Source organism: Geodermatophilus sp. URMC 63 (assembly GCF_053502565.1).
Genome location: NZ_CP199956.1, coordinates 3,266,570 through 3,292,106 on the forward strand (window position 1 = coordinate 3,266,570; position 25,537 = coordinate 3,292,106).

The 25,537-nt window shown below is 68.0% G+C and carries 22 protein-coding genes; 14 read left to right on the plus strand and 8 right to left on the minus strand.

Annotation, left to right across the window (positions count from 1 at the left end; all coding sequences use genetic code 11):
* The first annotated feature begins 115 nt into the window (after nucleotides 1-115).
* From dcm to ACWIZO_RS16060, 5 genes are all read left to right on the plus strand, one after another.
* Nucleotides 116-1,942, plus strand: a complete 1,827-nt coding sequence (dcm, locus tag ACWIZO_RS16040) for a DNA (cytosine-5-)-methyltransferase (RefSeq protein ID WP_448638644.1) — start codon at nucleotides 116-118, stop codon at nucleotides 1,940-1,942.
* Nucleotides 1,943-2,451: 509 nt separating this feature from the next.
* Nucleotides 2,452-3,912, plus strand: a complete 1,461-nt coding sequence (locus ACWIZO_RS16045) for an ATP-binding protein (RefSeq protein WP_448638645.1) — start codon at nucleotides 2,452-2,454, stop codon at nucleotides 3,910-3,912.
* Nucleotides 3,909-6,608 (plus strand): Z1 domain-containing protein, encoded by a 2,700-nt coding sequence (locus ACWIZO_RS16050; RefSeq protein WP_448638646.1) that lies wholly within the window; start codon nucleotides 3,909-3,911, stop codon nucleotides 6,606-6,608. Before ACWIZO_RS16045 ends, ACWIZO_RS16050 begins: the two co-directional genes overlap by 4 nt.
* The gene (locus tag ACWIZO_RS16055) at nucleotides 6,601-7,593 is read left to right on the plus strand and encodes a PD-(D/E)XK motif protein (RefSeq protein WP_448638647.1); all 993 of its coding nucleotides are present in this window, start codon (nucleotides 6,601-6,603) and stop codon (nucleotides 7,591-7,593) included. Before ACWIZO_RS16050 ends, ACWIZO_RS16055 begins: the two co-directional genes overlap by 8 nt.
* The gene (locus ACWIZO_RS16060; RefSeq protein WP_448638648.1) at nucleotides 7,571-9,667 is read left to right on the plus strand and encodes an AIPR family protein; all 2,097 of its coding nucleotides are present in this window, start codon (nucleotides 7,571-7,573) and stop codon (nucleotides 9,665-9,667) included. Before ACWIZO_RS16055 ends, ACWIZO_RS16060 begins: the two co-directional genes overlap by 23 nt.
* A 585-nt stretch (nucleotides 9,668-10,252) precedes the next feature.
* On the opposite strand, the gene ACWIZO_RS16065 is transcribed toward ACWIZO_RS16060, so the two are convergent.
* From ACWIZO_RS16065 to ACWIZO_RS16080, 4 genes are all read right to left on the minus strand, one after another.
* Complete coding sequence (locus ACWIZO_RS16065) at nucleotides 10,253-10,912, minus strand: HD domain-containing protein (RefSeq protein WP_448638649.1); 660 nt, start codon at nucleotides 10,910-10,912, stop codon at nucleotides 10,253-10,255.
* The gene (locus ACWIZO_RS16070) at nucleotides 10,909-11,454 is read right to left on the minus strand and encodes a hypothetical protein (protein WP_448638650.1); all 546 of its coding nucleotides are present in this window, start codon (nucleotides 11,452-11,454) and stop codon (nucleotides 10,909-10,911) included. Before ACWIZO_RS16070 ends, ACWIZO_RS16065 begins: the two co-directional genes overlap by 4 nt.
* Nucleotides 11,455-11,562: 108 nt before the next feature.
* Nucleotides 11,563-11,763 carry a hypothetical protein gene (locus tag ACWIZO_RS16075; protein WP_448638651.1) on the minus strand — a complete coding sequence of 67 codons (201 nt, stop codon included), beginning with the start codon at nucleotides 11,761-11,763 and terminating at the stop codon, nucleotides 11,563-11,565.
* A 393-nt stretch (nucleotides 11,764-12,156) separates the two neighbouring features.
* Nucleotides 12,157-13,764 carry a hypothetical protein gene (locus ACWIZO_RS16080; RefSeq protein ID WP_448638652.1) on the minus strand — a complete coding sequence of 536 codons (1,608 nt, stop codon included), beginning with the start codon at nucleotides 13,762-13,764 and terminating at the stop codon, nucleotides 12,157-12,159.
* A gap of 437 nt (nucleotides 13,765-14,201) precedes the next feature.
* Here ACWIZO_RS16080 and ACWIZO_RS16085 point away from each other — a divergent pair, with 437 nt between their 5' ends.
* From ACWIZO_RS16085 to ACWIZO_RS16110, 6 genes are all read left to right on the plus strand, one after another.
* Nucleotides 14,202-15,992, plus strand: a complete 1,791-nt coding sequence (locus tag ACWIZO_RS16085) for a hypothetical protein (RefSeq protein ID WP_448638653.1) — start codon at nucleotides 14,202-14,204, stop codon at nucleotides 15,990-15,992.
* A 280-nt stretch (nucleotides 15,993-16,272) separates the two neighbouring features.
* Nucleotides 16,273-16,674 (plus strand): hypothetical protein, encoded by a 402-nt coding sequence (locus ACWIZO_RS16090; protein ID WP_448638654.1) that lies wholly within the window; start codon nucleotides 16,273-16,275, stop codon nucleotides 16,672-16,674.
* A gap of 363 nt (nucleotides 16,675-17,037) precedes the next feature.
* Nucleotides 17,038-18,027, plus strand: coding sequence for an endonuclease/exonuclease/phosphatase family protein (locus tag ACWIZO_RS16095; RefSeq protein WP_448638655.1), 990 nt, complete (start codon nucleotides 17,038-17,040; stop codon nucleotides 18,025-18,027).
* 36 nt (nucleotides 18,028-18,063) lie between these two features.
* Nucleotides 18,064-18,498 (plus strand): nitroreductase/quinone reductase family protein, encoded by a 435-nt coding sequence (locus tag ACWIZO_RS16100; protein WP_448638656.1) that lies wholly within the window; start codon nucleotides 18,064-18,066, stop codon nucleotides 18,496-18,498.
* Between the two features lie 95 nt (nucleotides 18,499-18,593).
* A complete protein-coding gene (locus ACWIZO_RS16105) occupies nucleotides 18,594-19,559 on the plus strand; it encodes a hypothetical protein (RefSeq protein ID WP_448638657.1) in 966 nt (321 codons plus the stop codon).
* 187 nt (nucleotides 19,560-19,746) lie between these two features.
* Complete coding sequence (locus ACWIZO_RS16110) at nucleotides 19,747-20,109, plus strand: cupin domain-containing protein (RefSeq protein ID WP_448638658.1); 363 nt, start codon at nucleotides 19,747-19,749, stop codon at nucleotides 20,107-20,109.
* A gap of 122 nt (nucleotides 20,110-20,231) precedes the next feature.
* On the opposite strand, the gene ACWIZO_RS16115 is transcribed toward ACWIZO_RS16110, so the two are convergent.
* Nucleotides 20,232-20,750 carry an HAD domain-containing protein gene (locus ACWIZO_RS16115; protein WP_448638659.1) on the minus strand — a complete coding sequence of 173 codons (519 nt, stop codon included), beginning with the start codon at nucleotides 20,748-20,750 and terminating at the stop codon, nucleotides 20,232-20,234.
* A 249-nt stretch (nucleotides 20,751-20,999) separates the two neighbouring features.
* On the opposite strand from ACWIZO_RS16115, the gene ACWIZO_RS16120 reads away from it, so the two are divergent.
* On the plus strand, nucleotides 21,000-21,674 hold the full coding sequence (locus ACWIZO_RS16120) for a hypothetical protein (protein ID WP_448638660.1): 675 nt from the start codon (nucleotides 21,000-21,002) through the stop codon (nucleotides 21,672-21,674).
* 112 nt (nucleotides 21,675-21,786) lie between these two features.
* Here the strand turns inward: ACWIZO_RS16120 and ACWIZO_RS16125 are convergent, their stop codons facing one another.
* On the minus strand, nucleotides 21,787-22,104 hold the full coding sequence (locus ACWIZO_RS16125) for a type II toxin-antitoxin system PemK/MazF family toxin (protein WP_448638661.1): 318 nt from the start codon (nucleotides 22,102-22,104) through the stop codon (nucleotides 21,787-21,789).
* Nucleotides 22,105-22,452: 348 nt separating this feature from the next.
* Nucleotides 22,453-23,076, minus strand: a complete 624-nt coding sequence (locus ACWIZO_RS16130) for a hypothetical protein (RefSeq protein ID WP_448638662.1) — start codon at nucleotides 23,074-23,076, stop codon at nucleotides 22,453-22,455.
* Nucleotides 23,077-23,232: 156 nt separating this feature from the next.
* Between ACWIZO_RS16130 and ACWIZO_RS16135 the strand changes: the two genes are divergently transcribed.
* Nucleotides 23,233-23,916 (plus strand): hemerythrin domain-containing protein, encoded by a 684-nt coding sequence (locus ACWIZO_RS16135; RefSeq protein ID WP_448638663.1) that lies wholly within the window; start codon nucleotides 23,233-23,235, stop codon nucleotides 23,914-23,916.
* Between the two features lie 163 nt (nucleotides 23,917-24,079).
* Nucleotides 24,080-24,796 (plus strand): hypothetical protein, encoded by a 717-nt coding sequence (locus tag ACWIZO_RS16140; protein ID WP_448638664.1) that lies wholly within the window; start codon nucleotides 24,080-24,082, stop codon nucleotides 24,794-24,796.
* A 93-nt stretch (nucleotides 24,797-24,889) separates the two neighbouring features.
* Here ACWIZO_RS16140 and ACWIZO_RS16145 read toward each other — a convergent pair whose 3' ends face one another.
* Nucleotides 24,890-25,504 (minus strand): GrpB family protein, encoded by a 615-nt coding sequence (locus ACWIZO_RS16145; protein WP_448638665.1) that lies wholly within the window; start codon nucleotides 25,502-25,504, stop codon nucleotides 24,890-24,892.
* Between the last annotated feature and the right edge of the window lie 33 nt (nucleotides 25,505-25,537).

Consider the following 25,537-nt stretch of genomic DNA (forward strand, 5'->3'; position numbering starts at 1 on the left):
GCCTCGTAGTCGTGCGCCCTATGGCGTCAAACTGGTGCGCGGGCCCTTCGTGAAGCTTCGCCCTCATGCGGATAGCGTTCGCACGGAGAATGAGCTCACATCGCTCGTTGAGCGCATGCGCTCCGAGAATCAAGGGATCCGCCTAGCGGCCGATCTCTTTGCTGGTGCGGGCGGACTTAGCCTCGGTTTGACAAAAGCCGGCTTCGTGAATGTGGTTGGGGTCGACCACTACACCGAGGCAGTGGAGACACACGGGCATCACTTTCCTGGGCTGAGCCTCAATTGGGACCTGGCTGATGCCGACCGCGTTGAGCGTCTTTCCGAGCTGCTCAAGGCCATCCGTGTCGACGTCATCGCCGGTGGGCCGCCCTGTCAGCCATTCTCCAAGGCGGGACGCTCCAAAATCCGCCATCGCGTCCGTAACGGCTTGCGTGACCCTAAGGACGAGAGACGGAACCTCTGGCGCTCCTTCCTCGAAGTGATTGAGCGGGTTCGTCCGCCGGCGGTGCTCATGGAGAATGTGCCCGACATGGCACTCGACCGCGAGATGTTCATCCTCCGGTCCATGGTTGAGGAGCTGGAGGATCTCGGTTACAGCGTCGAGGAACGCATCGTGAACACATGGCGGTACGGGGTTCCGCAATTCCGTCAGCGCTTGATCTTGGTCGCGCTACGAGGCAGCCTGCGGTTTGAGTGGCCCGTCGAAGCAACCGAACGGGTCAGTGTCTTCAATGCGATCGATGACATGCCTGAGGTTGAGGGTGGATGGCGTCCCGACAGGGGCGCTGACGGGTGGATGGACTACTCGGGTCCCCAGAGTTCCTTCCAGCGCATGATGCGCCTAGGTGTATCGGAGCGCGACGCTACGAAGCTGTACGACCACATCACCCGCCCCGTCCGTGAAGACGATGCTCGAGCGTTTGCACTGATGGACTCGAAAACGCGCTATTCCGAGCTTCCCCAAGAGATGAAGCGTTACCGCGACGACATCTTCGATGACAAGTATAAGCGGTTAAACGGCCATGACCTGTCTCGCACAATCACGGCTCACATCGCGAAAGATGGGTACTGGTATATTCATCCGACGCAGCCTCGCACAATCACCGTACGGGAAGCCGCACGACTACAGACCTTCCCGGATTGGTATCGGTTCTCGGGTCCCCCGTCGGCCGCCTTCAAACAGATTGGCAACGCAGTCCCGCCGCTGCTCGCAGAGCACCTTGGCATGGCGATCGGCGCCGCGCTGACACGACGGGAGACCGGGGGCTACTCGACAAAGCACATGGCAAGCATCCTGAGCAAATGGTTCGCTAGCAGTCCTACCCGAGCGGTGCCGTGGTTGAAGGCGGCTACGAGATGGCAAGTCGTTTCAGCAGAAATGCTCCTCGATCGCGCTACCGCGGACGCCGTGAGACTGGTATGGCCCATCCTGCGGCTCTGGGCGACGCCTGAGCAGACGCAAGACCACGATGAGGCGCTTCAAGACCTGAGCGCCTCGATGAGAAGGGGTGGCCGAGCCGCTCAACTCTTGGAGTTGGCTGACTGGCTAGTCGAGCACCCAGGGGTCTTGGATGAGGACGAGCCGGAGGCACAACCGATTCCGCATGTGCCCACCTCGGTGTTGGAGCTGGCGTCGCTCGTCGTTCCGTCGGGAGATCCTGACGACTCGGAGGAGCCTGTCCTCACAACCAAGGGCGTCCTCCGGGTAGCCGCGCGTGTGACGGGAGAGCATGTCGACCGCAAAAACCGGTTAACCGATGGCCGGCTGGCGGTTGCTCGTCTTATCGGGGGCGGGTCGGACGCGCGTCCTGCACATCTGGCACTCATCGAGATTGCGGCCTCCGTCTGCCGTCCGGCAGAGCCGTTGTGTGAAGTCTGTCCTCTGCAGGACGAGTGCGTGAGCTCAAGGGCTGCGGAGCGCCGAGAAGCCATGCTCTTCTGACGGCCCATCCAGGTGGAGCGACCGCCGCACATGGTGACGTGACCGGAGGCCGCCTGGCCCACAGCGCTCATGGGCAACTACCTATGGAAGTCAGCGGGCTAGACCCAACGCGCCATCCGCTCCTACGAGCTGCCTTGGTTCGACGGTCCGGGGAGCGGCCAGTGCCCTGCAGTCGCGTCGAGGCCCACGGGACGCTTGATGTCAGAGTGACGACGCACCCACGACGAGTGACGGGGTGTCCCTGCGACGCACTCCTTCAGCGTAAGGTTCGGCCAAGGAAGTAACGATTACGGGCGGTCCGTTGTCGGAGGGAGCAAGGCTGCAGAGTCACATGTGGACACAACCTCGTGTCCCTACGGCGATGCCTATCCAGGCAACGCTGATCCGGACCGCGGATGACACGCAGGCGCCACGCGATCGAGGGAGCGCTCTGCCATCCGCCGTGTAGCCGGACCGCCGGCTCGGCGCCCCCAACGACTCGCCGTCCACGCTTTATGGAGTAGCCAAACGTGCGTACGCAGGACTTGCCTCCCGACCCGCAGCTCATGGAGTCGCTCCGAGCCGTTGGCTACTCGGTCGAGACGGCCGTCGCTGACATCATCGACAACTCCTTGGCGGCCGGCGCGACGACCGTTGACATTTGCTTCGCAGCGTCGACTCAGCCATACATCGCTATCGTTGATGACGGACGGGGCATGAACCGGGCCGAGGCCAAGCACGCTATGTGCTTGGCTGCGACCAGCGCGCTCGAGACGCGTTCAAGCGAAGACCTAGGACGTTTTGGGCTTGGCCTAAAAACTGCGTCGCTGTCCCAATGCCGTCGGCTGACGGTTTTAAGCAAGAAGCGCGGCAGCGTCTCGGGCTTCTGCTGGGACTTGGATCACCTACAAGAGTCAGGCCGCTGGTCCCTTCTTCAGCTCGATGCGGACGAGATTCAAGCCTGCGTCGCCTACGAACGACTAGCGACACTGACGACTGGGACCCTCGTCTTGTGGGAAGGCCTAGATCAGCTCCCTGCGCACCCACTACTACAGCGCGCGCTGGATGAGCAAATGTCCACCACACAAAGTCACTTGAGCCTCGTCTTTCACCGCTATCTGTCTGGGGAAGCAACGGGCCAACCTGTCAGGATTAACATGAATGGCAGGTCTGTCGCAGCGGCCGACCCCTTCCTGACGGCACATAAGGCGACGCAACGCGGTCACGCGGAAGTGATCAGGATTCGCGGAGCCGACGTCGCGGTGCAGCCGTACACGCTTCCGCATATCTCAAAGCTGTCAAGGGCCGATAGAGAAAAGGCTCACGTTGCGGGACGGCTGAGGGACAGTCAGGGATTCTACATCTACAGGGGGATGAGACTGGTCATCTGGGGCACTTGGTTTCGCTTGGTGCCGAAAGACGACCTTGCCAAATTGGCACGCGTCCGCGTCGACATCCCCAATTCGCTAGACCATCTGTGGTCTCTAGACATCAAAAAGTCGGCGGCGGTTCCTCCACTCGAAATTCGCGACCAACTGCGCCGGACTGTCAATCGCCACGTTGCGCCAAGTCGAACGGTACATCTGTATCGAGGTAGGCAGGCGGGCGCGCAGGACACGAGAGTCCCCTTGTGGAACCTCGTCGAGGATCGCAATAGCTTCCGCTACGAGATCAACAGGGCCCATCCGGCTCTCGAGGCGCTCTCCGCAGAACTACAGCCGGACGTCCTCCGCATGCTGACTCACACCTTGACGGCTCTCGAGGCCGGCTTTCCGATCGAGGACGCATACAACCGCTTGGCCATGGATCAAAAGCCAGAGCGCCCAACGCGATCGGATGAGGAATTGCTGGCGTATGCCGAGTCGCTGTGGTCCGCCTATAGGGAATCGCGCCTCGAGCCCAGCCTCTTCGTTCGTCAATTGCAGGGCGTCGAGCCGTTCGCCACGCATGCGAACGGTGTCGACATTCTTGAGAGGGCAACCTTGTCATGACTGATGCTACGAAGCTGCCCGATGCTGCCAGCGAGAAGGAGATGGCGGAACTCGAGAACATCCTTGCGGCGATCCTGGCCGGGGCAGTGCACTCCGAAGCCCACCTCGTGGACACGGTTCAACGCTTCCAACCTGTTTCCGCTCCCTATGCGAGCCGAGAGCAAATCGAAGGCCTCATCAGGAGGTTGACGCAGCGGCTGACGATCGATGTGGAGCAGGGGGTGGCGCTCACCGCGGCGGAGTTTACTCCGTGGCTAGCCGAGAAGCGCCGCTCGATCGTGTGGGCGCGGTGGCGCAACTACAAGCAGTGGATGCTCAACACAGGAAGACCGCCCCGTGTTGTTGAGAAGATGGACGAGCTCACCGACGATATTCTGGATTTCGCGGGTGACCCCACTGCTGGCGGAAGCTGGGCGAGGCGGGGCCTTGTCATCGGTGACGTCCAGTCCGGCAAGACCTCGACGTACCTTGGCCTCTTCAACAAGGCTGCCGACGCCGGCTACCGGCTGATCATTGTGCTTGCGGGCAATACGGAGTCGCTTCGCCAGCAAACGCAGGAACGCGTTGACGAGGGCTTCATTGGCCGGGATTCCAGCCTGATCGCAGGACGGCGAGGCCTCCCCAAGCAGACTCGCCTGATCGGAATCGGCTCTCTGAATCAGACTCTCGCGCACGCACACGGCATGACCACCGTCCTGCAAGACTTCAAGACAAGCAGCCTGCAGGCAACCAACATCAGTCTGAACGCTGAGGCGTCCGACCCATATGTGTTCGTTGTCAAGAAGAACAAGGCCGTTCTGGCGGCGGTGACGCAGTGGCTCAGTCAACAGCCGAAGTCCGGGCCCCGTTTGTCTATCCCCCTGCTGCTCCTTGACGACGAATCGGATTACGCGTCTGTCAACACGCGGGCAGAGGGCAATCCCACAGAAATCAATGCGGCCATCCGGGGAATTCTAGGTCTCTTTGCGCGTAGCTCTTACGTAGCATTCACGGCCACGCCATTTGCCAACATCTTCATCGACCACGATGTTGAGAACGACCTTTTTCCGCGCGACTTCATTTACTCCCTGGAGTCACCGTCCAATTACTTCGGCAGCGAGCGGACCTTCGGAACGCCTGACCAAGGCTCGAATGTGACGGTGGACCTCCTGGATGTTGAGCCCTTCGTCCACTTGGGACACCGCTCGTCCCATCAGGTGGGCCCGGTTCCGAACTCGCTGAAGGATGCTATCCGCGTATTCTTGTTGGCTAACGCAATTAGGGATATTCGTGGGCAGATCTCGGCGGGGCGATCGATGCTCGTCAACGTATCAAGGTATAAGCGAGTCCAAGCGCAGGTCTTCATTGCGGTCGAGTCTGAGTTGACCCGGCTTCGTTTGGCAGTGGAGTTCCACAGCGACTTGCGAAACGCGGATATCGCATCTCTCAAGGCTAGCTTCGACCGCCACTTCGCCGGCCTGGGAATCCCATGGTCTGAGGTCCTCGCCTCGTTGCCCTCGGCGACCTCGGACGTCAGAGTGCAGCTCTTCAACTCGGATAAGGATCGCGCGCTCACTGAGGAAGAGGGTCGCTGGGAGCGTCCCGCCAGGTTGATCGCCGTCGGAGGTGACGTACTCAGTCGCGGTCTTACGCTCGATGGGCTGATGGTCAGCTACTTCTATCGGCGAGTGGCCGCGTCCGACACGCTGCTGCAGATGGCGCGTTGGTTCGGGTATCGCGACGGATACGAAGACCTGTGTCGTGTCTGGATCGACCCAAGCAGCGCGGCGGACTACCGATTCGTGGCGGAGGCCACATCAGAGTTGAAGCGCAGCCTGCGCTTGATGCTGAGACAACGATTGACACCTGCGGACTTCGGGTTGGCCGTGCGTAAGCATCCAGGCGCTCTCTTGGTTACCGCAAAGAACAAGATGCGGGCCGCGGAGACGACTCGCCGGACGATCTCCCTCCTTGGCCGCCGCGTTGAGACAACGAAGCTGTCATCGGACCCGTCAGACATCAGCGCAAATGCGACGGCAGTCGGGACGCTCGGCGAGTCAACACTAGCGTCGGACGCTTTCCATCGGGCAGTGCGGGGTACAAACATCTGCTGGTCGATGGTGCCGAAGGAAGTTGTCGCCAACTTCCTCCGCGAGTATCGACCGCACAAGTCCGATGCCATCTTCTCGATGCCTGCGCTTGCGAGCTTTGTCGAGCGGAGCCGCCAGTTCCCGCATTGGGATATAATGGTCGTGTCCGGCGGCGAGCCGAAAAAGTTCACCTTTGCTGGTGATACGGTCACCGCCGTTGGCCGGCAGCTAAAGCCCGGTACCGCCGGGGAACTCAGAGTCAGTGGCAGCAGCAGCCGCTTGGCCGGTTCCCAGGACGTTGGCTCGCTGCTCAACGAAGCGGACCTGCGTGAGGCGAGGGAAATGTTCCGCCGAGACAATGGCGGAGGCACACCACCTGAGACCGCCTACTATCGCTATCTCCCACGGCCAGCCCTCATGATTTACCCGCTCTGGCCACGACCGAGCGATGACGCCTTAGGAGATGCGGGACCGACGGCGGCCATGTATCTCGGCGTGAAGATCGCGCTGCCGGGCGAAGCAGACACGCGTGACACTCGCGGCGACGTCGAGTACGTCATCAATACGGTTGCGCAGCGGAACTGGTTCGTCGAGGTCGGCGAGGACGAGGACGACGTTGATGACTGATGCGTTCGTCCAACGATGGCGCCAGCTACTTACGGTTCCTGGGAGCAAGTCTGAGGTCGATGCGACGCATCCGCTCAGGATCATTTACGGGTCGGACGAGCTCGGCCGTCCCCTACTCTTTGTGATATGCGACCACAAGCCGGCGTTGCCAGATCTTTCGGATGTCGTGGACGTGTCGCGCCTCGTCCGTGCAAGGGATGGTAGGTGGACGCTTTCCATGACCTTGCTGGAGGACGCATATCTTGACGTCTTCTTCGCATTCGCCGCCGATGTCGTCCGACGGACCTCAGCAGGATCAAGCGAGGCGACGGCGCTCCGGCTCCTGTTTAAGGTCCTACGGGAATGGAAGCTGCTTTTCGCTCGCGGAGGCGGCAAGCCACTCAGTTTTTCTGCGCTACGGGGATTGATAGGAGAGCTGTGGTTCGGCTTCCATCATCTAACAGTCGTTCAGTCCCCGCATCAGGTCGTTCGGGCTTGGCGAGGTCCCTTGGGTGCTGACCAAGACTTCCGCTTCGAGTCGGGAGGGACGTACGAGGTCAAGACGCTGTACCCAGATAGATTTGAGGTAACTATCTCGTCCTCGGAGCAGTTGGACCTCGACAGTATGACCTTATCGGTTGTCGTGCTTGATGAAGCAGATGAGGCGGACGAGGCTTCGATCACTCTCCGTCAGCTTATCCTAGATGCGAGTGAACGGTTGGCTGATGATGATGACGGCTTGGATCTGCTCGCCGAACGCCTTAGACGTTATCAAATCTACAATGATGGTTCAGCCTACGATGACTTTCACTTCAAGGTCGTCGGCGTGCGTAGCTTCGGGGTGGACAATGAATTCCCACGCCTGAGGCGATCCAGCATCCCGTCGGTTGTGAAATCCGTCGAGTACTCCCTCGACCTACGTCACCTGACGGACTTCGAAGTTGAGATACCGGAGGCAATTTGCGCCCGCCAGGGCGAAGGAGGTGAAGGCTCCCATGCAAATTGATGAGTTCTATGTTGATCTAATGAATACCGCTCGAGCACGGGCAGAAATTGACAACGACTATGTAGCGTCGGCCTTCTTTCTCGAGACGGCTGAACGCCTAGAGGATGCAGAAGAGGTCGACCACCTCTTGCCGGCGCATTTCGAGGGGGTCGGTGAGCGGGGTCGCAGGTTGGCCGTTGACGGTTACGACCTGTCGGACGCCGATGGGTCTGTGGCCTTGGCGGTCATGCACTACGTACCGGACGCCAGGCCGCGCAAGCCCTCGACGCTGACCCAAACGGAGGCCAGGCGATCCTTTGGCGCCTTGTCGGCCTTCCTGTCAGAGGCGATGACGGGACGTTTTGAGGAGGAGCGGGAGGAGAGTAGTGCGGAGTTCCAGCTGGCGCGTGATCTCCGTACTCGCGGGCGCAATGTCACGCGTTATCGGTTCTACCTCTTGACTAATGCGGCCATGAGTGCACGGGCTAAGGCGATTGAGAGCGCCGAACTCAATGGCGTCCGAGTCGACTATCATATTTGGGACGCCACTAGATTTCATCAACTGTTTCTCTCGACCGCGGGCAGGGAGGAGCTGGAGATTGATCTCACTGAGTGGAACGATCGAGGCATTGGCGCGCTTCGCGCGACAGGTACGTCCAAGGATGTCGAGACCTACCTCTTGGCGCTGCCGGGGACGATGCTCGCCGACTTATACGGCCGTTTCGGCAGTCGCCTGCTCGAAAGCAACGTGAGGTCTTATCTCAGCGCGCGAGGAGCGGTCAACAAGGGTATCCGGTCCACCCTTATCACGGAGCCAGAAAGCTTCTTGGCCTACAATAACGGAATCACGGCAACGGCGACCGGAGTCATGCTCGATCCGAGTGAAACTCGGATACTCTCCATTCGGGATCTGCAGATCGTCAACGGTGGACAGACGACGGCATCCCTATTCTATGTCCAGCGTGAGGGTAAGGCGGCGCGGGAGCTGGGCGAGGCGTTCGTGCAAGCCAAGTTGGTGGTTGTGGACCCAGAGGTTGCGGCCGACATGGTCCCTCGTATCTCGCGGTACGCAAACAGCCAGAATCGTGTAAGCGAAGCTGACTTCTTCTCAAACAGTCCGTTTCACGTACGTTTGGAGGGCATCTCGCGGCGGCTGCTCGCGCCCCCACGCCCGGGTATCAGCTTCCAAGTCAAGTGGTTCTATGAGCGAACGCGGGGTCAATATCTCAACGAGCAGGGCAAGCTCTCGCCGGCTGAGGCGAAGCGTTTCGCGTCCACCTTCCCGCGGGATCGGGTGATCACGAAGACGGACGCCGCGCGCTACGAGTCTGCTTGGGCGCAGCGTCCACATATCGTGAGCTCCGGCGCCCAGAAGAACTTCGTTGCATTCGCGGGCGATGTGGCTGGCCGCTGGGAGTCATCCCCTGACGAGTTCAACGAGGTGTACTTCAAGAGTTTAGTCGCTAAGGCCCTGTTGTATCAGGGTGTTCGTCGAGCGGTTGCGAAGTCGGCTTGGTACGAGAGCGGCTACTTGGCCAATATCGTGGCCTATGCCATGGCGAAGCTCGCGCACTCGATCCAGGTCCAGGCGCCTGGGCGTGCACTGAACTTCGATGGGATTTGGCAGGCTCAAGGAGTCTCCCCGGAGCTAGAGGCAGTGGGCGTCGAAGTGGCGCATGTCTGCTTCAAGGTCCTGACGGATCCGCAGCGTCCGGTCATCAACGTCACTGAATGGGCGAAGCGCGAAGCGTGCTGGGAGGCGGTCAAGAAGGTTCACTGGATGCTGCCCGCCGAGCTGTCCGCGGATTTGGTCTCGACGGAGAGGGTGATCGAGAGTAAGCGAAATGCGAGGGCAACTCAGCGAATCGACTCGGGAATCGAGGCGCAGGGACGAGTCGTGCGGATCGGTCCTACCGGATGGGCGGTGGTGCGCGACTTCGTCACGGCAAGGAACCTCGCAACCCCTCTTGAGCGGGATCTGTTGGTCGTTGCGTGCTCGGGTCGCAGGGTCCCGTCGGAGAAGCAGAGTGTCTTGCTGCTGCGCCTCTTGGACAAGGCGTCGAGCGAGGGGCTGACCGGTGTGGACGCGTTCTAGGGAGGGGCGCCAAGAGCAGCGTCGGCGTCGTGATGACAGCCGTCGGTGGTGTGTCGCGTCAAGGTTGAAGGGGGAGTCGTGGATCCTTACCAGACGGCGCAGCGGGCTTTGGCGGACTTGAAGGCGGCCGTCTTGGCACACCTTCGAAGCTCCCCGGAGCCACTGCGCAATGCGGATGTAGGACGAGCTCTCGGGATCTACGGGGGTCATGTGGGCCATGAGGGCCACATCTCTAGGACAATCCTCAACTTGCTGCAACATGAGGGGCTCATTCGGCAGGATGGTGAGAAGGGCCCTTGGAAGGCCCTTTGATCTCGGGAGAGCCTCGAATTGCCCGTCTCCGCGGCGACCGAGTTGGCGCCAACCTCGTCGAGCTCCGCAGCTGATCGAGTGCTGTCCGTACCGCGACGCGAGAGCCACGGCGCCTCGCCGCTGAGAGGCGGGTGGGCTGTCCCGTCTCTGGAGTGAGCCCGTCCGGTCTCGCAGTCCGTCCCTAATTTGACGAGCGGCACGACCATGGTGAGCCCCTCAAGCCGCGTCAAACGACATGCAGCCACGGGGTTCACGCGAGAGGACCTTCGCAGATCAGTCGAGCATCTCGATCGGCACGTCGGTTCCGCTGGCTTCGGCCGAATCCACAAGATCGTCCATCGCATGCTGGAGTGCAGTGGTGATGGAGTGGCCGGGCAGCCGCTCCGTGACCGCCCGCTCGACGCTCGTGTAGTACCAGAGCAGGTCGTCTCGGGAGGCGTTGAACGTCGACCAGAAGTCCGGCCCGTACCGACGCACGTCGGCGGCGATGCAGAGGCCGTTGTGCGTCTTGTCGGCTGCGGTCACCAGCAGGGCGTCGAGGGGCTTGTCGCTCAACCCGGCGACGTACGGCCGCTTGCGCTCCGCCCACGTTCCGCTGCGGTTGCCGTCGGCGTCCAGCCCGTCCGAGCACGCCCGCACGATGTCCGCGACGTCGTCGCCGAAGCTCGAGCGGATCTCGGCCAGGACGGCGCCACCGGTGCCCTTCGGCGCGTCCTCGACGGCGTCGTGCAGCAGCCCGGCGATCGCCTGGTCCTCGCTGCCGCCGTGCTCGAGCACCAGCGCGCTGACGCTCATCAGGTGCGTCAGGTAGGGCACCTGTGAGCCCTTGCGCAGCTGCTTCCGGTGGTGCTTCGCCGCATACGCGAAGGCATCGTCGTAGCGGGTCGACAGCGGGCCGCTGCCCATCTCCTTGCGGTCCTCGAGCGTCGTCATCCGTCCCGTCCTCTCCTCACCGCGGCGACGATCGCCTCGACCGTCGCCTGCTCCGTGGTCGTCCGTGAGGCCACCCGGTTGGCGGCCCACTGGCTGTCGGGGTCATCGCCGTTGGCGCCCCAACCGGCATCCGGCGGCCAGTAGCGCACGACCCGCACCTCCTCCGCGTCCGCCACACGGGTGACGGTCGCCGAGTCCTTCGCACCGAGCCTCAGCTCGAGCGTCTCCGTGCCGGCCGACCGGGTCAGCGAGCTGCCGACCACACCGGGGACGGTGCTCAGCAGGGCCAGGAGCAGGTTGTCCGAGCCGACCCGGTCGCCGCTGGCGCCGATCCACCGCAGGCGGGCGTGCGTCGTCTCCCCGCGCTGCTCCTGGCTGAGCACCTGATAGCGCCCACCGGTGACCAGCTCCTGCTCCTCCGTCTTCACCCCGGACGCCATCCACGCCGGCACGGCGGGGAACGGGCCGACGAGCTCGAACAGGAACCGGGTGCCGAACGAGTCGGCGACACCGGGGCTGAGCGAGACGCCCCACAGCGGCATCTCGATCGAGCCGGTCCGCAGCCGGCGCTCGATCTGCGGCTCCTGCTCGGGCTTGGCGGCGAGGCCCCGGCCGGCGAAGCCCCGCGCCGGCAGCCCGGCCCGGGCGTTTCACCCGTCGGCGTCCAGGTGGTCGGCCGCGTTGACCGCCCGCAGCAGGGTGACGGCCGCCTGAAGCTCGCCGACCGACGCCCGCGCCGCCTCCTCCTGCGCCCGGATGAACGGAGCCGAGAAGTAATCTCGGACACCGCTCAGCACCCGCGCGGCGCCGCGCAGCCGGGACGACCCGGAGTCGCGACCGCCCTGCCACATGTCGCAGGCGACGGCGAGGTCCGCGGCGTCGACGGGTGGCTGGCCGCCGCGTACGCCGCGCTTTTGGGCAAGACGTGTCCATATAAGGCCGTCACCCTCCAACCGAGCGCTCGGACTCAAGGACCTGCAGCCGACGGGCACCTGACTCACTGAGGAGCAGCGACACACCCACGGCAGGCCCGAAGGCTCCTCGTTGGACGAAGGCAGCGGGATCTCCTGCACCGTGCGGTTGGTCCGCGCTTCCATGCGGATCGTCGTCGACGAGCACGCGTGGTCGGATCGGCCAACGGACCGTTGAGCGGAGACGAGCAGGCCGCGGCGACCTGCGCCATGACGTCATCGGACGTATCGCCGCGGCATCCCAGAGCGTCGGTCAGGTCTAGGACGGTTCCGTCATGCCTTCTGCGCAGAGGCGGAGGCTTCGACTGCGGGGAGGAGTGTCGGCGTCACCGCGCGAGCCCTCGACTTGGGGACGAGGCTCTGCAGCAGCTTCACCGCGGGCTCGCCTTGGTCGTGGAGTACCGATCCGCGCAGCTTGTAGACCCGCTTGACCGGCTTCTTCCCGTCGGTGACGTACTCGAGGGAGAGGTGAAAGCCGTCGTCCCGATCGCTCTCCCGAACCTTCGTGAGGGCCGAGACGTCACGCCAGCGCACCTCTTCGGCGAGGTCACCCGAGCGGAGGAAGGCCTCCTCCTCGAGAACGAGGACCCGCTGGTCGGTGAAGGCCAGGAAGCGAGAGCTCGTCGTGGCGACCAGGGAGACGACGTCCTCGTCGCCCTCGATGACCCAGCGGAGCTGCTCGGTCAATCGCTCCAACTCGTCCGGCTCGGTGAGCGGTACGGCCACCCGTGGCGCCGAGGGGTTTGCCTCGAACTGCCCCGTTCCGTCCAACAGTGCAGCCAGCTGGTTCGCGAGGTGGAGGGCGGTCCGGGTGACGGTCTCCCGCGTTGCCTTGCGGCCGAACAGTGTGAGTCCGAGACTGCCGGGGTTCCTCTCCACCAGGCGCAGGTAGCGGTACACCCGCGCGAGGAGAGGGGCTACCCGGGCGACGACCTCCGCGTGGCGCTTCCGCGCGCCCTCGACGATGCGTCGCTGCAGGACCGCCTCGAGCGGATCGGCCTGTGCCCGGTCCTGGAGCGACGCTGCCCGCAGGGCTTGGTAGAGCAACCAGCCGTGCTCTGCCATGAGCAGGGTCTGGGTGGTCCGCATGAGTGCTTCGCTGTGGTCTCCGAGCCACTTCTGACGCTCGGTAGCCGTCTTGGCGCCCAACAGAGAGCTGGCCAACTCGTCGGCATCCTCGAGTGCTGAGTCGAGCTGACGGCGCAACTCCGTCTCACTGGCCTGCGCCTGGACGTGCGTCCAGATGGACGGCGTCACCTTGCCGACGGCCTTGGCGTGGTCCAGTTCCACGGCCAGCGCATCGTAGTGCGCCTTCGCGGCCGCCCACTGGTCCACCTTGAGTGTGCGAAAGACGGAGCGCGTCAGCGCGATGTTCTCCTTGACGAGGGAGGAGATCTTGGCCAGTTGGAACTGGATGGCCAAGAGTGCTGCGGCAGGGCCGAGCGCGGCCAGGACGGCCACACCGCCCTGTGCGCCGGCGGGCGCCCACCGGACGGCGTGAGCGATCTTGCCGTTCTGGGCGAGGGCGCCGAGGTTCCACCCGCCACTGGACAGTGGCTGGGCGCCAGCCTGGAGCGCACTGAGGGTGTCCGGGGCGAGGCGCACGAGCCCTCGCGCCCCCTGGATGCCGTGGAGGATCTGCGCCCCGGCGTTGACCGCGCCTGTGGCGATGGCTGCGCTGTCGGTCAGCGACCGATCGCGGGACGAGGGATCGAAGGTCAGCGGAACGACGTCCGCATCGAGAAGGGAGAGGTCGCCCGTGGCCAGGAAGACCCCCGCCTCGGCGGTCTCCACCAGCTCGAGGGCAACTCCGTCATGGTTCGCCGCATCGAGTGCGATGTCGCCGGTGGGGCTCTCGGCTCGGTCCTGCTCGTCCTTCACTCCGGTGACCTCTCAACTCGTGGGGATGTGATCAAGCCAGGGGATGACGGTGACGTTGTCGGGCGCCGGAGAGGCGAGTCGCGGATGCACGGCGGCGTTGCGGGTCGCGGCGTCCGACGTCGTCGCGTACGACCTCAGCCGGAGTGGTGGTGCTGCGCCCGTGCCGGGAGCAGATCAGCCGGGATAGCGTCGGCTTGTCCTCCCGGAAACGTCTCGGCGCTCCAGCGCAGTGCAGTCGTCTTGTGGTCGTGCATCCCTCATGATCGGAACCGCGGAGGAACGTAACAGCGCCGTCTCGCAATTCACCTGAGCTCACGTCACGGACACCCCGCCCGTCACTCCAGCGAGTCAGTGGAGTGTCGGAACACCCGGGATGTCAACTGGCCGTGGCACCGTCCGCACTCGTTGACTGCTGGTGAAATCCCTGGGAGTGCCTGATGGCTCCGCTTCTCGTCTTCCTGCACGGCGTCGGTGACGGTGACCCCAGCCGCAGTTGGCTCGAGGAACTCAACAAGGGGCTCCTTGAGGCCGGCTTCGACGAGGTGTCTGAGGACGCTGTGGTCTCCCCTCGCTACAGCGACCTGCTGGAGACGGACGGTATCCGGGCCTCACTGCCCGACCGCACGTACGCGGCCAAGGACGAGGACCGCCGACGGCGCGAGTACGAGGTCCGCCAGACCCGGGTGAGTCGACTCGTCGGCCACGACCCCGACGCAGGACCACTCGGCTTCGACGACCTGCCGGACGTGGTGGTCGATGTCCTGCAGACCATCGCTGTCGAGCAGCGCGTCGGGCAGCTCGGCCAGGTCGACCGCTACATCAGCAACGACGGACTACGCGGCGCCATCCTCCGTCGGGTCCTCGAGCACCTCCCCAACGAGGGCGAACTCGTGCTCATCGGCCACAGCCTCGGCTCCGTCGTGGCCATCGACCTGCTCGACCACCTCCCGGTCGGCGTCGAGGTCAAGCGGCTCGTGACCATCGGCAGTCCTGCCGGCTCGCCCTTCATCCACGCCAAGAGCGAGCGGCTCCTCAAGCGGTTTCCGTACGGGGTGGTGGGCGACTGGGTCAACCTCTACGGCCGCGCGGACGGCGTGACCGCAGGACGCGGACTCGCAGGCACCTTTCCGGCGGCCCGTGACGTCGTCATCGCCGTCGGGCCGCGGCACGCCGCGAAGGCCTACTTCGAGCACCCATCCGTGCGAGCTCTCATCGGCGAGGCCCTCCAGGGCTCGCTCGGACGCGAGATCGTCCCGGCCGAGCGTCAGTTGGAGTTGCGGGCCCCGGTTCCCGAGCAGCTCGCCGTCTTCGGGCTCGTGTTCGCCCACCACGTCCGCCGCTCGATCGAGGACAAGGGCACCGCGGAGCGCTATGCGATGGCTCTAGAGCTGGTTCAGACCGATGTAGCGGACCGGCTGCGCCTGTTGCTGGCCAACGAGGGGCGAGCCATCTCGTCCACGGTCCGGGAGCTCGACAACGGCAAGCCTCCGCGCCTGCACCGCTCATGGGAGCTCAACGAGGCGATCGACCCGTTGGTGCTCTGCACGATCTCGAACCTGGTTCAGCCCTACGACATCGATGCCGGCAAGGCGCCGTTCGCCGCCCTTCGCGACATGGCCATCGAGATCGGCATCCAGCCTGAGAGCGGCGTGGCCATCGGCAAGGCGATCCAAGAGGTGCGCAGAGTCCTCGAGGACAGCTCTGGCATCCCCTGGACTCGCATCCTCGTCGGCGCTGCGGGGGTTGCGCTGGTCGCGGCCGGCCCGCTGGGCATCGCGCTGGCGACGCCGGCGGGTGTCGCGGGCGCCGCAGCGGTCACCAGCGCGTTGGCTGCCTTCGGGCCTGGCGGGATGGTCGGTGGGGTCGCTCTGCTGGGCGGACTCGCGTCGACGGGAACAGCGCTGGCGACCGGCGCGGCCACGGTCTCGGCGGCCGATGCGCCGCTCGACCAGATCGTCATCGACCTGACCGCGCGCATCTCCGCGGCGCGGGCGCGCCAGCAGCTCGACCTGTCCGTCGATCCGGCCGTGTGGCTGCACGTCGTCGCGCTCGAAGCCGAGGTCGCTGCGGAGTTGAACCGGCTCGAGCCACTCAGCGACAGGAACGCACCCAGGCTCAAGAGCCTGCGGCACAAGCGGGACGTGATCCGTCGGCTGCTCACTTACATGCTCGACAAGGGCCTCTGCCCACGACAGCTGAGCGAGACCGCAGAGGCGATCGCTGTGTGATGTCCGGCCTCCTCGGCTGGAGTCGGCCTCTGACGAAGGGGCCGGACCGGCGGGGCCGTATGGCGGTCGAGGGTCGCCGGCGCGAGCTTGCGGCACACGAGTCGTCGTCAGCACAGCGGCGGAGGAGTGCTCTGGAGGTTCGGCACGCCTCGGGCGAGCACTCGGCTCCCGACGAATCCTGGGCTCGGGGCCAGTCCTGGTCCGTATACGCGGGTTGTGAGACCGCCCGCTCGTCGATGCCGACGGAGGCGCATCAACGCACATGACAGCAGGAGGACTCGTGTACGACCGCAGCGACGACACCTGGGACGAGTTGACTCGCGTGGGCGCGGAAATTCTCATCGAGCGGGCTCGGCTGCGCCGAGTGACCACCTACACCGAGCTGAACACTGTGCTGGCTCGGCGCACCGGACAACCCGCGTTCGATTTCAGCCGGGATGCTGAGCGAGCTGCCATGGGGCAGCTCCTCTTTCGGATCGTCGAGGCGACGTGGGACCCCGACCGGAAGCTGATGATCTCCGCGTTGGTCCATTACCTCGACCAGAACGACGCCGGCCCGGGCTTCTACACGCTCGCGGCGGACAAGGGACTCCTGCCGCGAACCGCAAACCGGAATGCGAGGTTGGAGTTTTGGGTGCGGCAGGTGGCCGCGCTCCACGAGCTGTACGCCACCAGGCGGTAGGGGATTGCGCGGGCGACTGGGTAAGCCGCTGGCCCTCAGGCGCCCGGTCAGGTCCCAACCACGCCTCAATCTCGTCCAGGTGCAAGTGGGTGAGGCCGACGAAGAGGTGCGGGACGGCCACCAGGACGTGCGGATGGGCGGCCAGCCACTCGCCGGTGTCGGCGACTGCCGGCCAGGTCGTCGTCACTGCGGTGTCCCGCAGTAGATCGGAAGGCTGGTCAGGGCCCTAGGAGATCAGGGACCGCCTGCAGCCGCAGCAGCGGTATTAGCGAGGCCGCGGCGTCCTCCGTCACGTAGTGGGTACTGCGGTGCACGCCGGTCGCGCCGGGAGGCGTGGCGTGCGCCGCGGCCACACGCGGACCGGTGACCTGGGGGAGGCGCGACGTGGTGCGGATCGGCACGTGGAACCTGGAGAACCTGTTCCGGCCCGGGGACGAGGGCGGTCCCCGGGACCCGGCGGTGTACGAGGCCAAGCTGGCTGCCCTGGCCGCGGTCATCGCGCGGATCGAGCCCGACGTGCTGGCGGTGCAGGAGGTCGGCAACCCCGATGCCCTCGCCGACCTGGCCGAGCGGGTCGGCGGCGAGTGGCACTGCGCCACCGCCGGGGTGGAGGAGGGTCAGCGCCCCATCCGGGTCGGCTACCTGTCCCGGCTGCCGCTGACCGACGTCGCGGAGATCACCGCCTTCCCGGAGAAGCTCGACCCGATCCAGGTCGACGACGCCGGCACCCGCCTGGCGGTGATGGGGCGGGCGGCGCTGCGCGCCCGGGTCACCGTCGGCGGGTCGCCGATCGACCTCATCACCTGCCACCTGAAGTCCAAGCTGCTGACCTTCCCGCCCGGCCCCGACGGGCGGCCCCGCTTCGACACCCGCGACGAGGGCGAGCGGGCCCGCGCCGCGGTCTATGCGCTCAGCCGGCGCGCCGCCGAGGCCGCCACCGTGCGCGCGGCCGCCACCGAGCTGCTTGACGGCCGGGGCCAGGACCGCCGCCTGGTGGTCCTCGGCGACCTCAACGACGTCCCCGAGGCGGCGACCACCCAGATCCTGCAGGGCCCGCCCGGCTCGGAGATCGGCACCGACGGCTTCGCCCAGCCCGACCGGGGCGACGGCCAGCGGCTATGGAACCTCGCCGCCCTCATCCCCGCGGACCAGCGGTTCAGCCGCCGCCACCGCGGCCGCGGCGAGCTGATCGACCACATCCTGGTCAGCCACGCCCTGGTGCACTCCGTGGGCGACGGCGACGTGCGGACCGACGGAGCCGGCCCCACCCCCTCGATCGACGACGACCCGAGCCTGCGGCAGGGCGCGGCGGGCTCGGACCACCGCCCCGTCGTCGCCGACTTCGACGTCTGACCCCTGCAGCGTCCAGGCCGGGGAGAGGAGGACGGCATGGCCGAGCAGCCGGGGGCCACGGGGTGGCTGTCCCGCGCGCGGAAGCGCGTCAGGGTGCCGCAGGGCAACGCCGTCGTGCTGGCCGTGCTGCGGTCGCGCGCCCACCGTCTGCTGAGCGGCTCCGCGGTCGAGCTGCGCTACACCGGGCGGCGCAGCGGGCGGGAGTACATGCTCCCGGTGCAGTACGCCGACGCCGGGGACTCCCTCGTGGTGCGGCCCCAGCGATGGCAGCACGCCACGTGGTGGCGCAACTTCCGGACGCCGCAGCCGGTGACCGTGCGCCTCGCTGGTCGGCTGCGCGAGGGCACGGCGCGGGTGGTGGAGCCCGACGATCCGCAGTGGGAACCGGCCCGGCAGGTCTACGTGGCGCGGTGGCGGCGGTCCGCGCGGAGCGGACCTGGACCGCTGGTGGTGATCGACCTGCGGTCGTGACCGCGGCCGGCGGGAACCGATCGGGCACCGGGACGACGCCGGGCTCCCGCGTGGTACGAGATGTCCCCGTCCTCGGACCGGAGGAGGGTCCCCGCATGCCGCCTGCGGACTCCCCGCGCGCGCTGGGCTGGCCGGACGTACCGGTGGAGGTGCGCCGGGCCATCGCCGACGCCGTCGGAGCGCCCGTCGTGTCCGCCTCGTCGCCGCCGGGTGGCTTCACCCCTGGCGTCGCCGTCCGGCTGCTGCTGGCCGACGGCCGGCGGTGTTTCGTGAAGGCCGCCTCCGCCGCGTACGGGGACTGGGTGGCGGCGGCCTACCGGCACGAGGCCGCGGTCAACGTCCACCTGCCGCCCTCGGTCCCTGCCCCGCGGATGTGGACGCACCTCGACGACGGGGAGTGGATCTGCCTGGTCTTCGACGACGTGGCCGGCCGCTTCCCGTCGCCGTCCTGGGACGGCGACGACCTGGTCCGAGTCCTGGACACGGTCGACCGCAGCGCGCAGGCCCTGACGCCCAGCCCGGTGCCGGACGCCGCTGGAGTCCAGGACGCCTTCGCCGCGGTCCTCGGCGGCGCCTGGGAACGGCTCGCGGAGGACCCCGCGCTCCCGGACGCCGATCCCTGGGCCGCCGCCCACCTCCCGGCCCTGATCAGCCGGGAGCGGCACTGGGTCGACGGCGTGGACGGGCGGACGCTGCTGCACCTGGACCTGCGCCGCGACAACATCCTGCTCACGCCGACCGAGGTGGTGTTCGTCGACTGGGCGTGGCCGGCCGTCGGGGCACCCTGGCTGGACCTGGTGTGCTTCCTGCCCGGCGTGACCGGACCGACCGCCCGCCACGACCTCGACGCCGTCTTCTCCTCCCGCGCCGCGGGCCGGGCGGCGCCACCGGCCGCGGTCGACGCCTTCCTCGTCGCCCTCGCCGGCTACTGGCGGGCCGGCTCCCTGCTGCCCGCTCCGGCCTACGCCCCGCAGCTGCGCACCGAGCAGCGACTCGCCGCCGACGGAGCCACCCGCTGGCTACGGGCGCGAGCCTCCGGCTGGTCCTCGACGAGCACGTGACCTGGCCCCGCACCGACGCCGGTCACCGGGGCGCGACCGCGGCCGTTGACCGTCGCGGGTGGGGCGAGCACAGTCGACGGCACCGGACACCTGCGCCCGACGCGGCAGGAACATTCCGTTCGGTTGCGCTGCGGGGGACGCGGCCCGGTCGTCCACACCCCTCCCAGTCAGCAGGAGGCGACCAGCGATGGCCAGCATCGAGACGAAGAGCCTGGACCGCCCTGACGAGTCGCGGGCCCCGGACAAGACGAGCGTGGGCGTCGTCCACCTGGGCGGCGCCACCGTGGGTCGCTTCACCCTGCAGCCCGGTTGGCGGTGGTCGGACTGCATCAAGCCGGTGGCCGGCACGGACACCTGTGAGGCGGCGCACCTCGGATACGTCGTCTCCGGCAGGATGCACGTCGCCGCGACCGACGGCGCTGAAGCCGACCTCGGTGCGGGTGACGCCTACCGTCTCGAACCGGGCCACGACGCCTGGGTCCTGGGCGATGAACCGGTCGTGGTGTTGGAGTTCGAGAGCAAGACGGCCGACACGTACGCCAAGGGCTGACCCGACGGCCGCGGCCGTCGGTGCGCTCCGATCCGCACCGGAGCGGCTCCACGCCACGACCTCGGGGAGGTGAGCCGCTCCGGTTCACCGGGCACTCCCGGGACGCCACGTCACGGGCGCGGCTACAGCCACGCCTCGATCGCGTCGAGCTGGGCGTGGGTCAGCCCGACGGCCCGGTCCGGGGCGACCACCAGCACGTGCGGGTGGGCGGCCAGCCAGTCGCCGGTGTCGTCGGCCTGCTCGGCCAGGTCGTCGTCGATCCACACGATCCGCCGGTCGGGCTCCGCCTCGACCACCTCGCGGGCCATGGCGAGCTTCCACCACCCCGACGCGCCGTCGAGCGCCCCGAGGAACCCGGTCGGCGCGGCGCCGGCGCGGGCGTGCGTGCGCAATCCGCGCGGCAGCCCCATCGGCTCGGCCAGCAGCCGGTCGGCGTCACCTGCCCAGGTGGTCAGCCACTGGATCTCCACCCGGCCCGACTCGTGCAGCTCCCGCAGCCGGGCGGTGACGGTCGGGTCCCACGACAGCAGGAAGCCGTTGAACGTGCCCCGCTCCCAGCCCTCGGGGAGATCCCGGCGGGGCGCGTTGAGCACGCCGTCGACGTCGAGCAGCAGGACCGGGCGGTCCCTGGTCGCGCTCATGATCGGTCCTCCGCCTCTGCCGGATGCGCGATCGAGCGTGCCCTACCCCGGGCTCTGACGGCGGTGAACTCAGCAGCCGCACGCCGTGTCGGCCGACTCGGTCGTCGCCGTGTCGCCCGGTCACGCACGAGAGGCCGTCCCGGCGCATCCACACACGCTGCTACCGGTGAACAGCCGAGCTGGGGGTCCGGGACCGGACCGCTCCCGAGAACGCCTGGGAGCAGCTCCCGTCCCCCTATCCTCGCGGAGGTGCGGCAACCCGATCGCGCGGTCACCTCCCCCCGGCGCCGACGTCGCCGGTGGGAGGTGGCCATCGCCACCACCGCCGCGGCCCTGGGAGTGAGCAGCGTGGTGGCCCTGGCGACGACGGACGGCGAGCGTCCGACGAGCGCGACCCCGACCGCTGCCGCGACGACCAGCAGTTCGCCCTCGACGTCGCCGCCGGTCCAGCCTCCCGCCGAGGAGTTGGCCGCCGCCCCGCCGGAGACCATCGCAGGCCTGGTCGAGGACCTGACGGCGCGACCGGACGCGGCCGGACCGGCCGGCCCACTGCTGCGGGATGGGCTGCAGGGTCTCGGATCCGAGGACGAGGGCGTGCGCCAGGTGTCGGCCCTGCAGGTGCTGTCGGTCGTGATCAGTGGTGACGCGCTCGACCCCCGGTACGCCACCGCCACCCGGCTGGCCCTGTTCCGCACGTTGACCGGCCGGGCACCGGCGCCGGCCGGACTCCCGTCGTGCCTCGAGGTCCGGCAGGGGACGCCGCCGGCCGTGGTGCAGGGGTACGCGCGTCAGATCGTCGACGCGTTGCCGGCCTGGCAGGCCGACGGCTTCCCGGCCGACGAGAGCGCACGCCTGCGGGAACTGATCGCACCGGTGGTGGCGGGCCAGGCGACCCTCGACCTGGCTCCGTGCCCGGGGCAGTGACACCCACCGGGCACCGGCGGACTGCACGCACGCGTTACGGGTGCGACTGAGACCGCTCAGCAACACCGGCCCCGGGCCAGAGGTGGGTCGTCCGTTCGGGCCGTCCGTCCCGTCAGCTGGAGAGGGGTAGGTCCTCCAGGTCGAAGGCGGCGTGCAGCGCGGCGGTGAGGGAGACTTCCTGCTCCGGCCGCCGTAGGCCGATCTGCCGACCCAGGACCGACGCCGGCACGGTGACGACGTCGTCGCAGCTGACGACGCTCGGATGGTCGAGGCCGTTGTCGGTTCCGACCGGTACCTCGGTCGAGCGCCCGCGGATCCTGCTGGTGATCGGGGCGTTGGTGACCCGGGACAGATGTGGGCGCACCACCTCACGAGTCAGCACGAGCACGGGACGGGTCTCGTCGAGCTGAGCCAGGTGGATCGGGCGCATCAGTCGAGATCGTCGAGTGGCGTCCGGGCGGCGTGCTCGGCGAGTGCGTCCAGGTCGTCGGGGCCGGGATCCGCAGCCAGGATGGCCGCGTCCCGGGCTGCGATCTGGCGACGCCGTTCCCGTCGGAGCGCCTGGCTGACCACGGCGGCCCGGGACGACGCGGCCGTCGGACACCAGCTGGTCGATGAGCAGGGTGACGGCCGAGGAGATCCTCGAGCTCCGCGACACCGATCACCGGTGACGATCGCCGTCGACCTCCCCACAGGGGTCGCCCCGACCGGGCGGCGGACGACGGCGAGCGCCCCGCGCCCGGGGTCACGGGGCACGGGGCGCTCGGGTTCCGGCAGGTCAGGCGGGCGTCCGGCTCAGCCAGCCGGCGGCGGCGATGCCCAGGCCGAAGACGACGGTGCCGGGGATGATCCCCCAGCCCTCGACGGGCAGCGCCCCCGCCAGCACCCCGCCCACCGGTAGCGCGAGCAGCGACACCGCCACCGGCGCGGGCAGCAGCCGCGAGCGCAGCGCCCCGACGGCGACGAGCAGCGGGCCGAGCAGCGTGGCGGTGCCGGCCAGCGCGGAGAACCACAGGGTCGCCTGCTCGACCGCGGCGAAGCCGGAGTGCATGGCAGGCGCGACGTAGGCCTCCGTGTAGCCCCCGACCGGGATGAGCACCAGCCCCACCCACAGCACGGCCAGGCCGATCGTGGCGACCCGCGAGGGAGCGAGGCGGGCGGCGAGCGCGCCGGCCCCGGCGGCGACGAACACCGCACCGGCGCCGAAGGTGACGTGCGCGGCCACCCAGGTCGCCGCCTGGTGGGCCGCCTCGCTGTGCTCCATCGGGTGCAGGGCGTTGCCGGCGGCGAACAGCACGCCCCCGGCGGTGACGGCCAGCCCCCGCAGGGACGGGGACGGCCGGTGGTCGCGGACGGCGGCAGCCGGGGTCGCGGTGGACGGAGGGAGGGCGGTGGCGGTCAAGGCGTGTCCTCGTGGTGAGTCGGAGTCCGGGGAACCCGGTCGCTGAGGACCGTGGCCGGTCGCGCTTCCCGCCTCCTTGCAGCGGCGTCGTAAGCGACCGGTAAGTGGCCCGGGGGAGCGTCCGCGGCGACCGACCCCACCGCCCGGAGGAACACCGTGACCAGCACCGACCCGATCCGCGTCCGCCCCCGCGCCGAGGGCGACCCCGTGCCCGACGTCCTGGGCATGCGCCTGGCGCACCGCGCGATGCTGCGGGACGCCACCCGGTTGACCGACCTCGCCGAGCGGCTCGCCGCCGCGCCGGCGACCGGGCAGCGGCGGGCCGACGCCGTCGCGCGCTACGTCCGCGACTTCGCCGACTCGGTGCACCACCACCACAGCGTCGAGGACGACGTCCTGTGGCCGGTGCTCGCCGCCTCGGCCGGGCCGCACGTCGACCTCACCGAGCTGTCCGACGACCACGCCGCCCTCGACCCGGCGCTGGACCGCCTGCGCGCCGCCGCCGACGCCTTCCGCGCCCGTCCCGGTGAGGACACCGCCACCGCCCTCGCCGTCGAGCTGGCCGAGCTGCGCGACACCCTCACCGAGCACATCGGTGACGAGGAGGCCTCGGTCTTCCCGGTGATCGAGCGCCACGTCTCCGTCGCCGACTGGGCCGCGGTGGAGGCGCGCATCCGCAGGCGGGCGCGGCTGTCGTTCGAGGCGCCGCGGGTCCTCGCCGTCACCACGCCGGAGGAGCGCGCGGCCATCGAGCGGGAGGGCGGCCTGGCGCTCAGGCTGCTGCTCGCCGCCCTGGTCCCGCCGTTCCGGCGCCGGGAGAGGGTGGTCTTCTCCGGCTGAGGCTGCACCGGACGGGGCGCTGGGAGGACACCCGTCGTCCGACCAGCCCCCTACACTGCGTCGCGCGCCGGCTGCGTCGATGCGGAGGTGGGAGATGTCCGCCCTGCCCAGATCGCCCCGCCCGAGGTCCGCGTGCGCCGGGCGGAGCCGGCCTCTGGTCGCAGTGCTGGTCGCCGGCTTGCTCGGTGGGTGCCAGGGCGGTTCGGACGGCGGCTCCGCCGGCGCGGAGGCCTCGTCGTCCTCACCGTCCGAGCTGCCCGGTGGGTGCTCGCAGGACAGGCACTGCGAGTTCGCGGCCGGCACCTACCGGCTCAGCGGCGGCGAGGTCATCCCGGGGATGCAGCTGACCCTGCCCGCGGGGTGGTCGAGCAGGGAGAACAACCGGGGAGAACTCAACCTGCTCCCGCCGGACAGCGACGACGACCAGGTGTTCTTCTGGATCGACATGGTCCCGGTCACGAGCACCGGCCCGGGCCACGGGACCGCCTTGACCGACGTCGGGACCAACCCCGACGCCCTGGTCACCTGGCTCACCGGCAACCCCGACGTCGAGATCGTCACCCCACCGGAGCCGGGGACCGTCGGGGACACCCCGGTGACGACGCTGACCGCCACGGCCTCCGCCACCGCCGACTACGGGGACCCGGACTGCCCGGCGAACCCCCGGTGCGTCGACCTCTTCACCAACCCCCGCACGTGGGGGACCAACTCCTACGGCATCGGTGGCGACGAGGAGGCGATGATCTCCCTCGGCACGGTGGCCCTGGGCGACGGGACGCACACCGTGGTCGTCGCGCTGGACTCCCCGGACCACGAGCGGCTCACCCGCCTGTCGAGCGCCGCCCAGCCGATCATCGACAGCGTCCGGTTCCCGGCGTAGCACCGCAGCGGCGCCGGTCCGGGCCCTGCCGGCACCCGCCGGCCAGCAGGCGGCCGGTGGATCGGGCGCCGGCCGGCACGCGCGGCCGGCCGCTCACCCACCTGGACGGCCACCGCTCGCGGCCGGTGGGCCCTCCGCGGCGCCGAGGACCTCCTCGACCACGGCGGTCTTCGCGTCGGCGTAGTCCTGCACGTGCCGCCAGGTCCGCCGGGCCAGCTCGCGCTCGGTGCGCGCGTAGCGGTCGCGCGCCGTGTCGTCGGCGCGCAGCCGGTCCCGGAAGCGCACCATCCGCTGCACCTCGGCCGCGCCCGCGCCGAAGACGTGCACGTTGACGTCGGTGTCGGGTCCCTCGAGGAGGCGGTGCTCGAACCAGTCGGGCTCCCGGATGCGCAGCACGTAGCCGGCCGCCTCCAGTTGCGGTACGTAGCCCGGCTCGTCGGCCGGGTCGGGGACGACCAGGAGGACGTCGACGACCGGCTTGGCCACCAGCCCGGGGACCGAGGTCGACCCGACGTGCTCGATGCGCAGTGCCACGGGGCACAGCGCCGCGCGCAGGCGGTCGGCCTCGCGGCGGAACAGTCGCGGCCAGTCGGGGTCGTACGCCACGAGGGTGATCGGGCCCTCGTGCGGTTCCAGCGGACCGACCGTGACCGCCTGGAGCTCCTCGTCGCGGCGCTGGTCGTCGGTGCCGTCGGCCGGCGGTGCCATGGCGCCATGCTCCCCCGACCCGAGCCGTTCCCG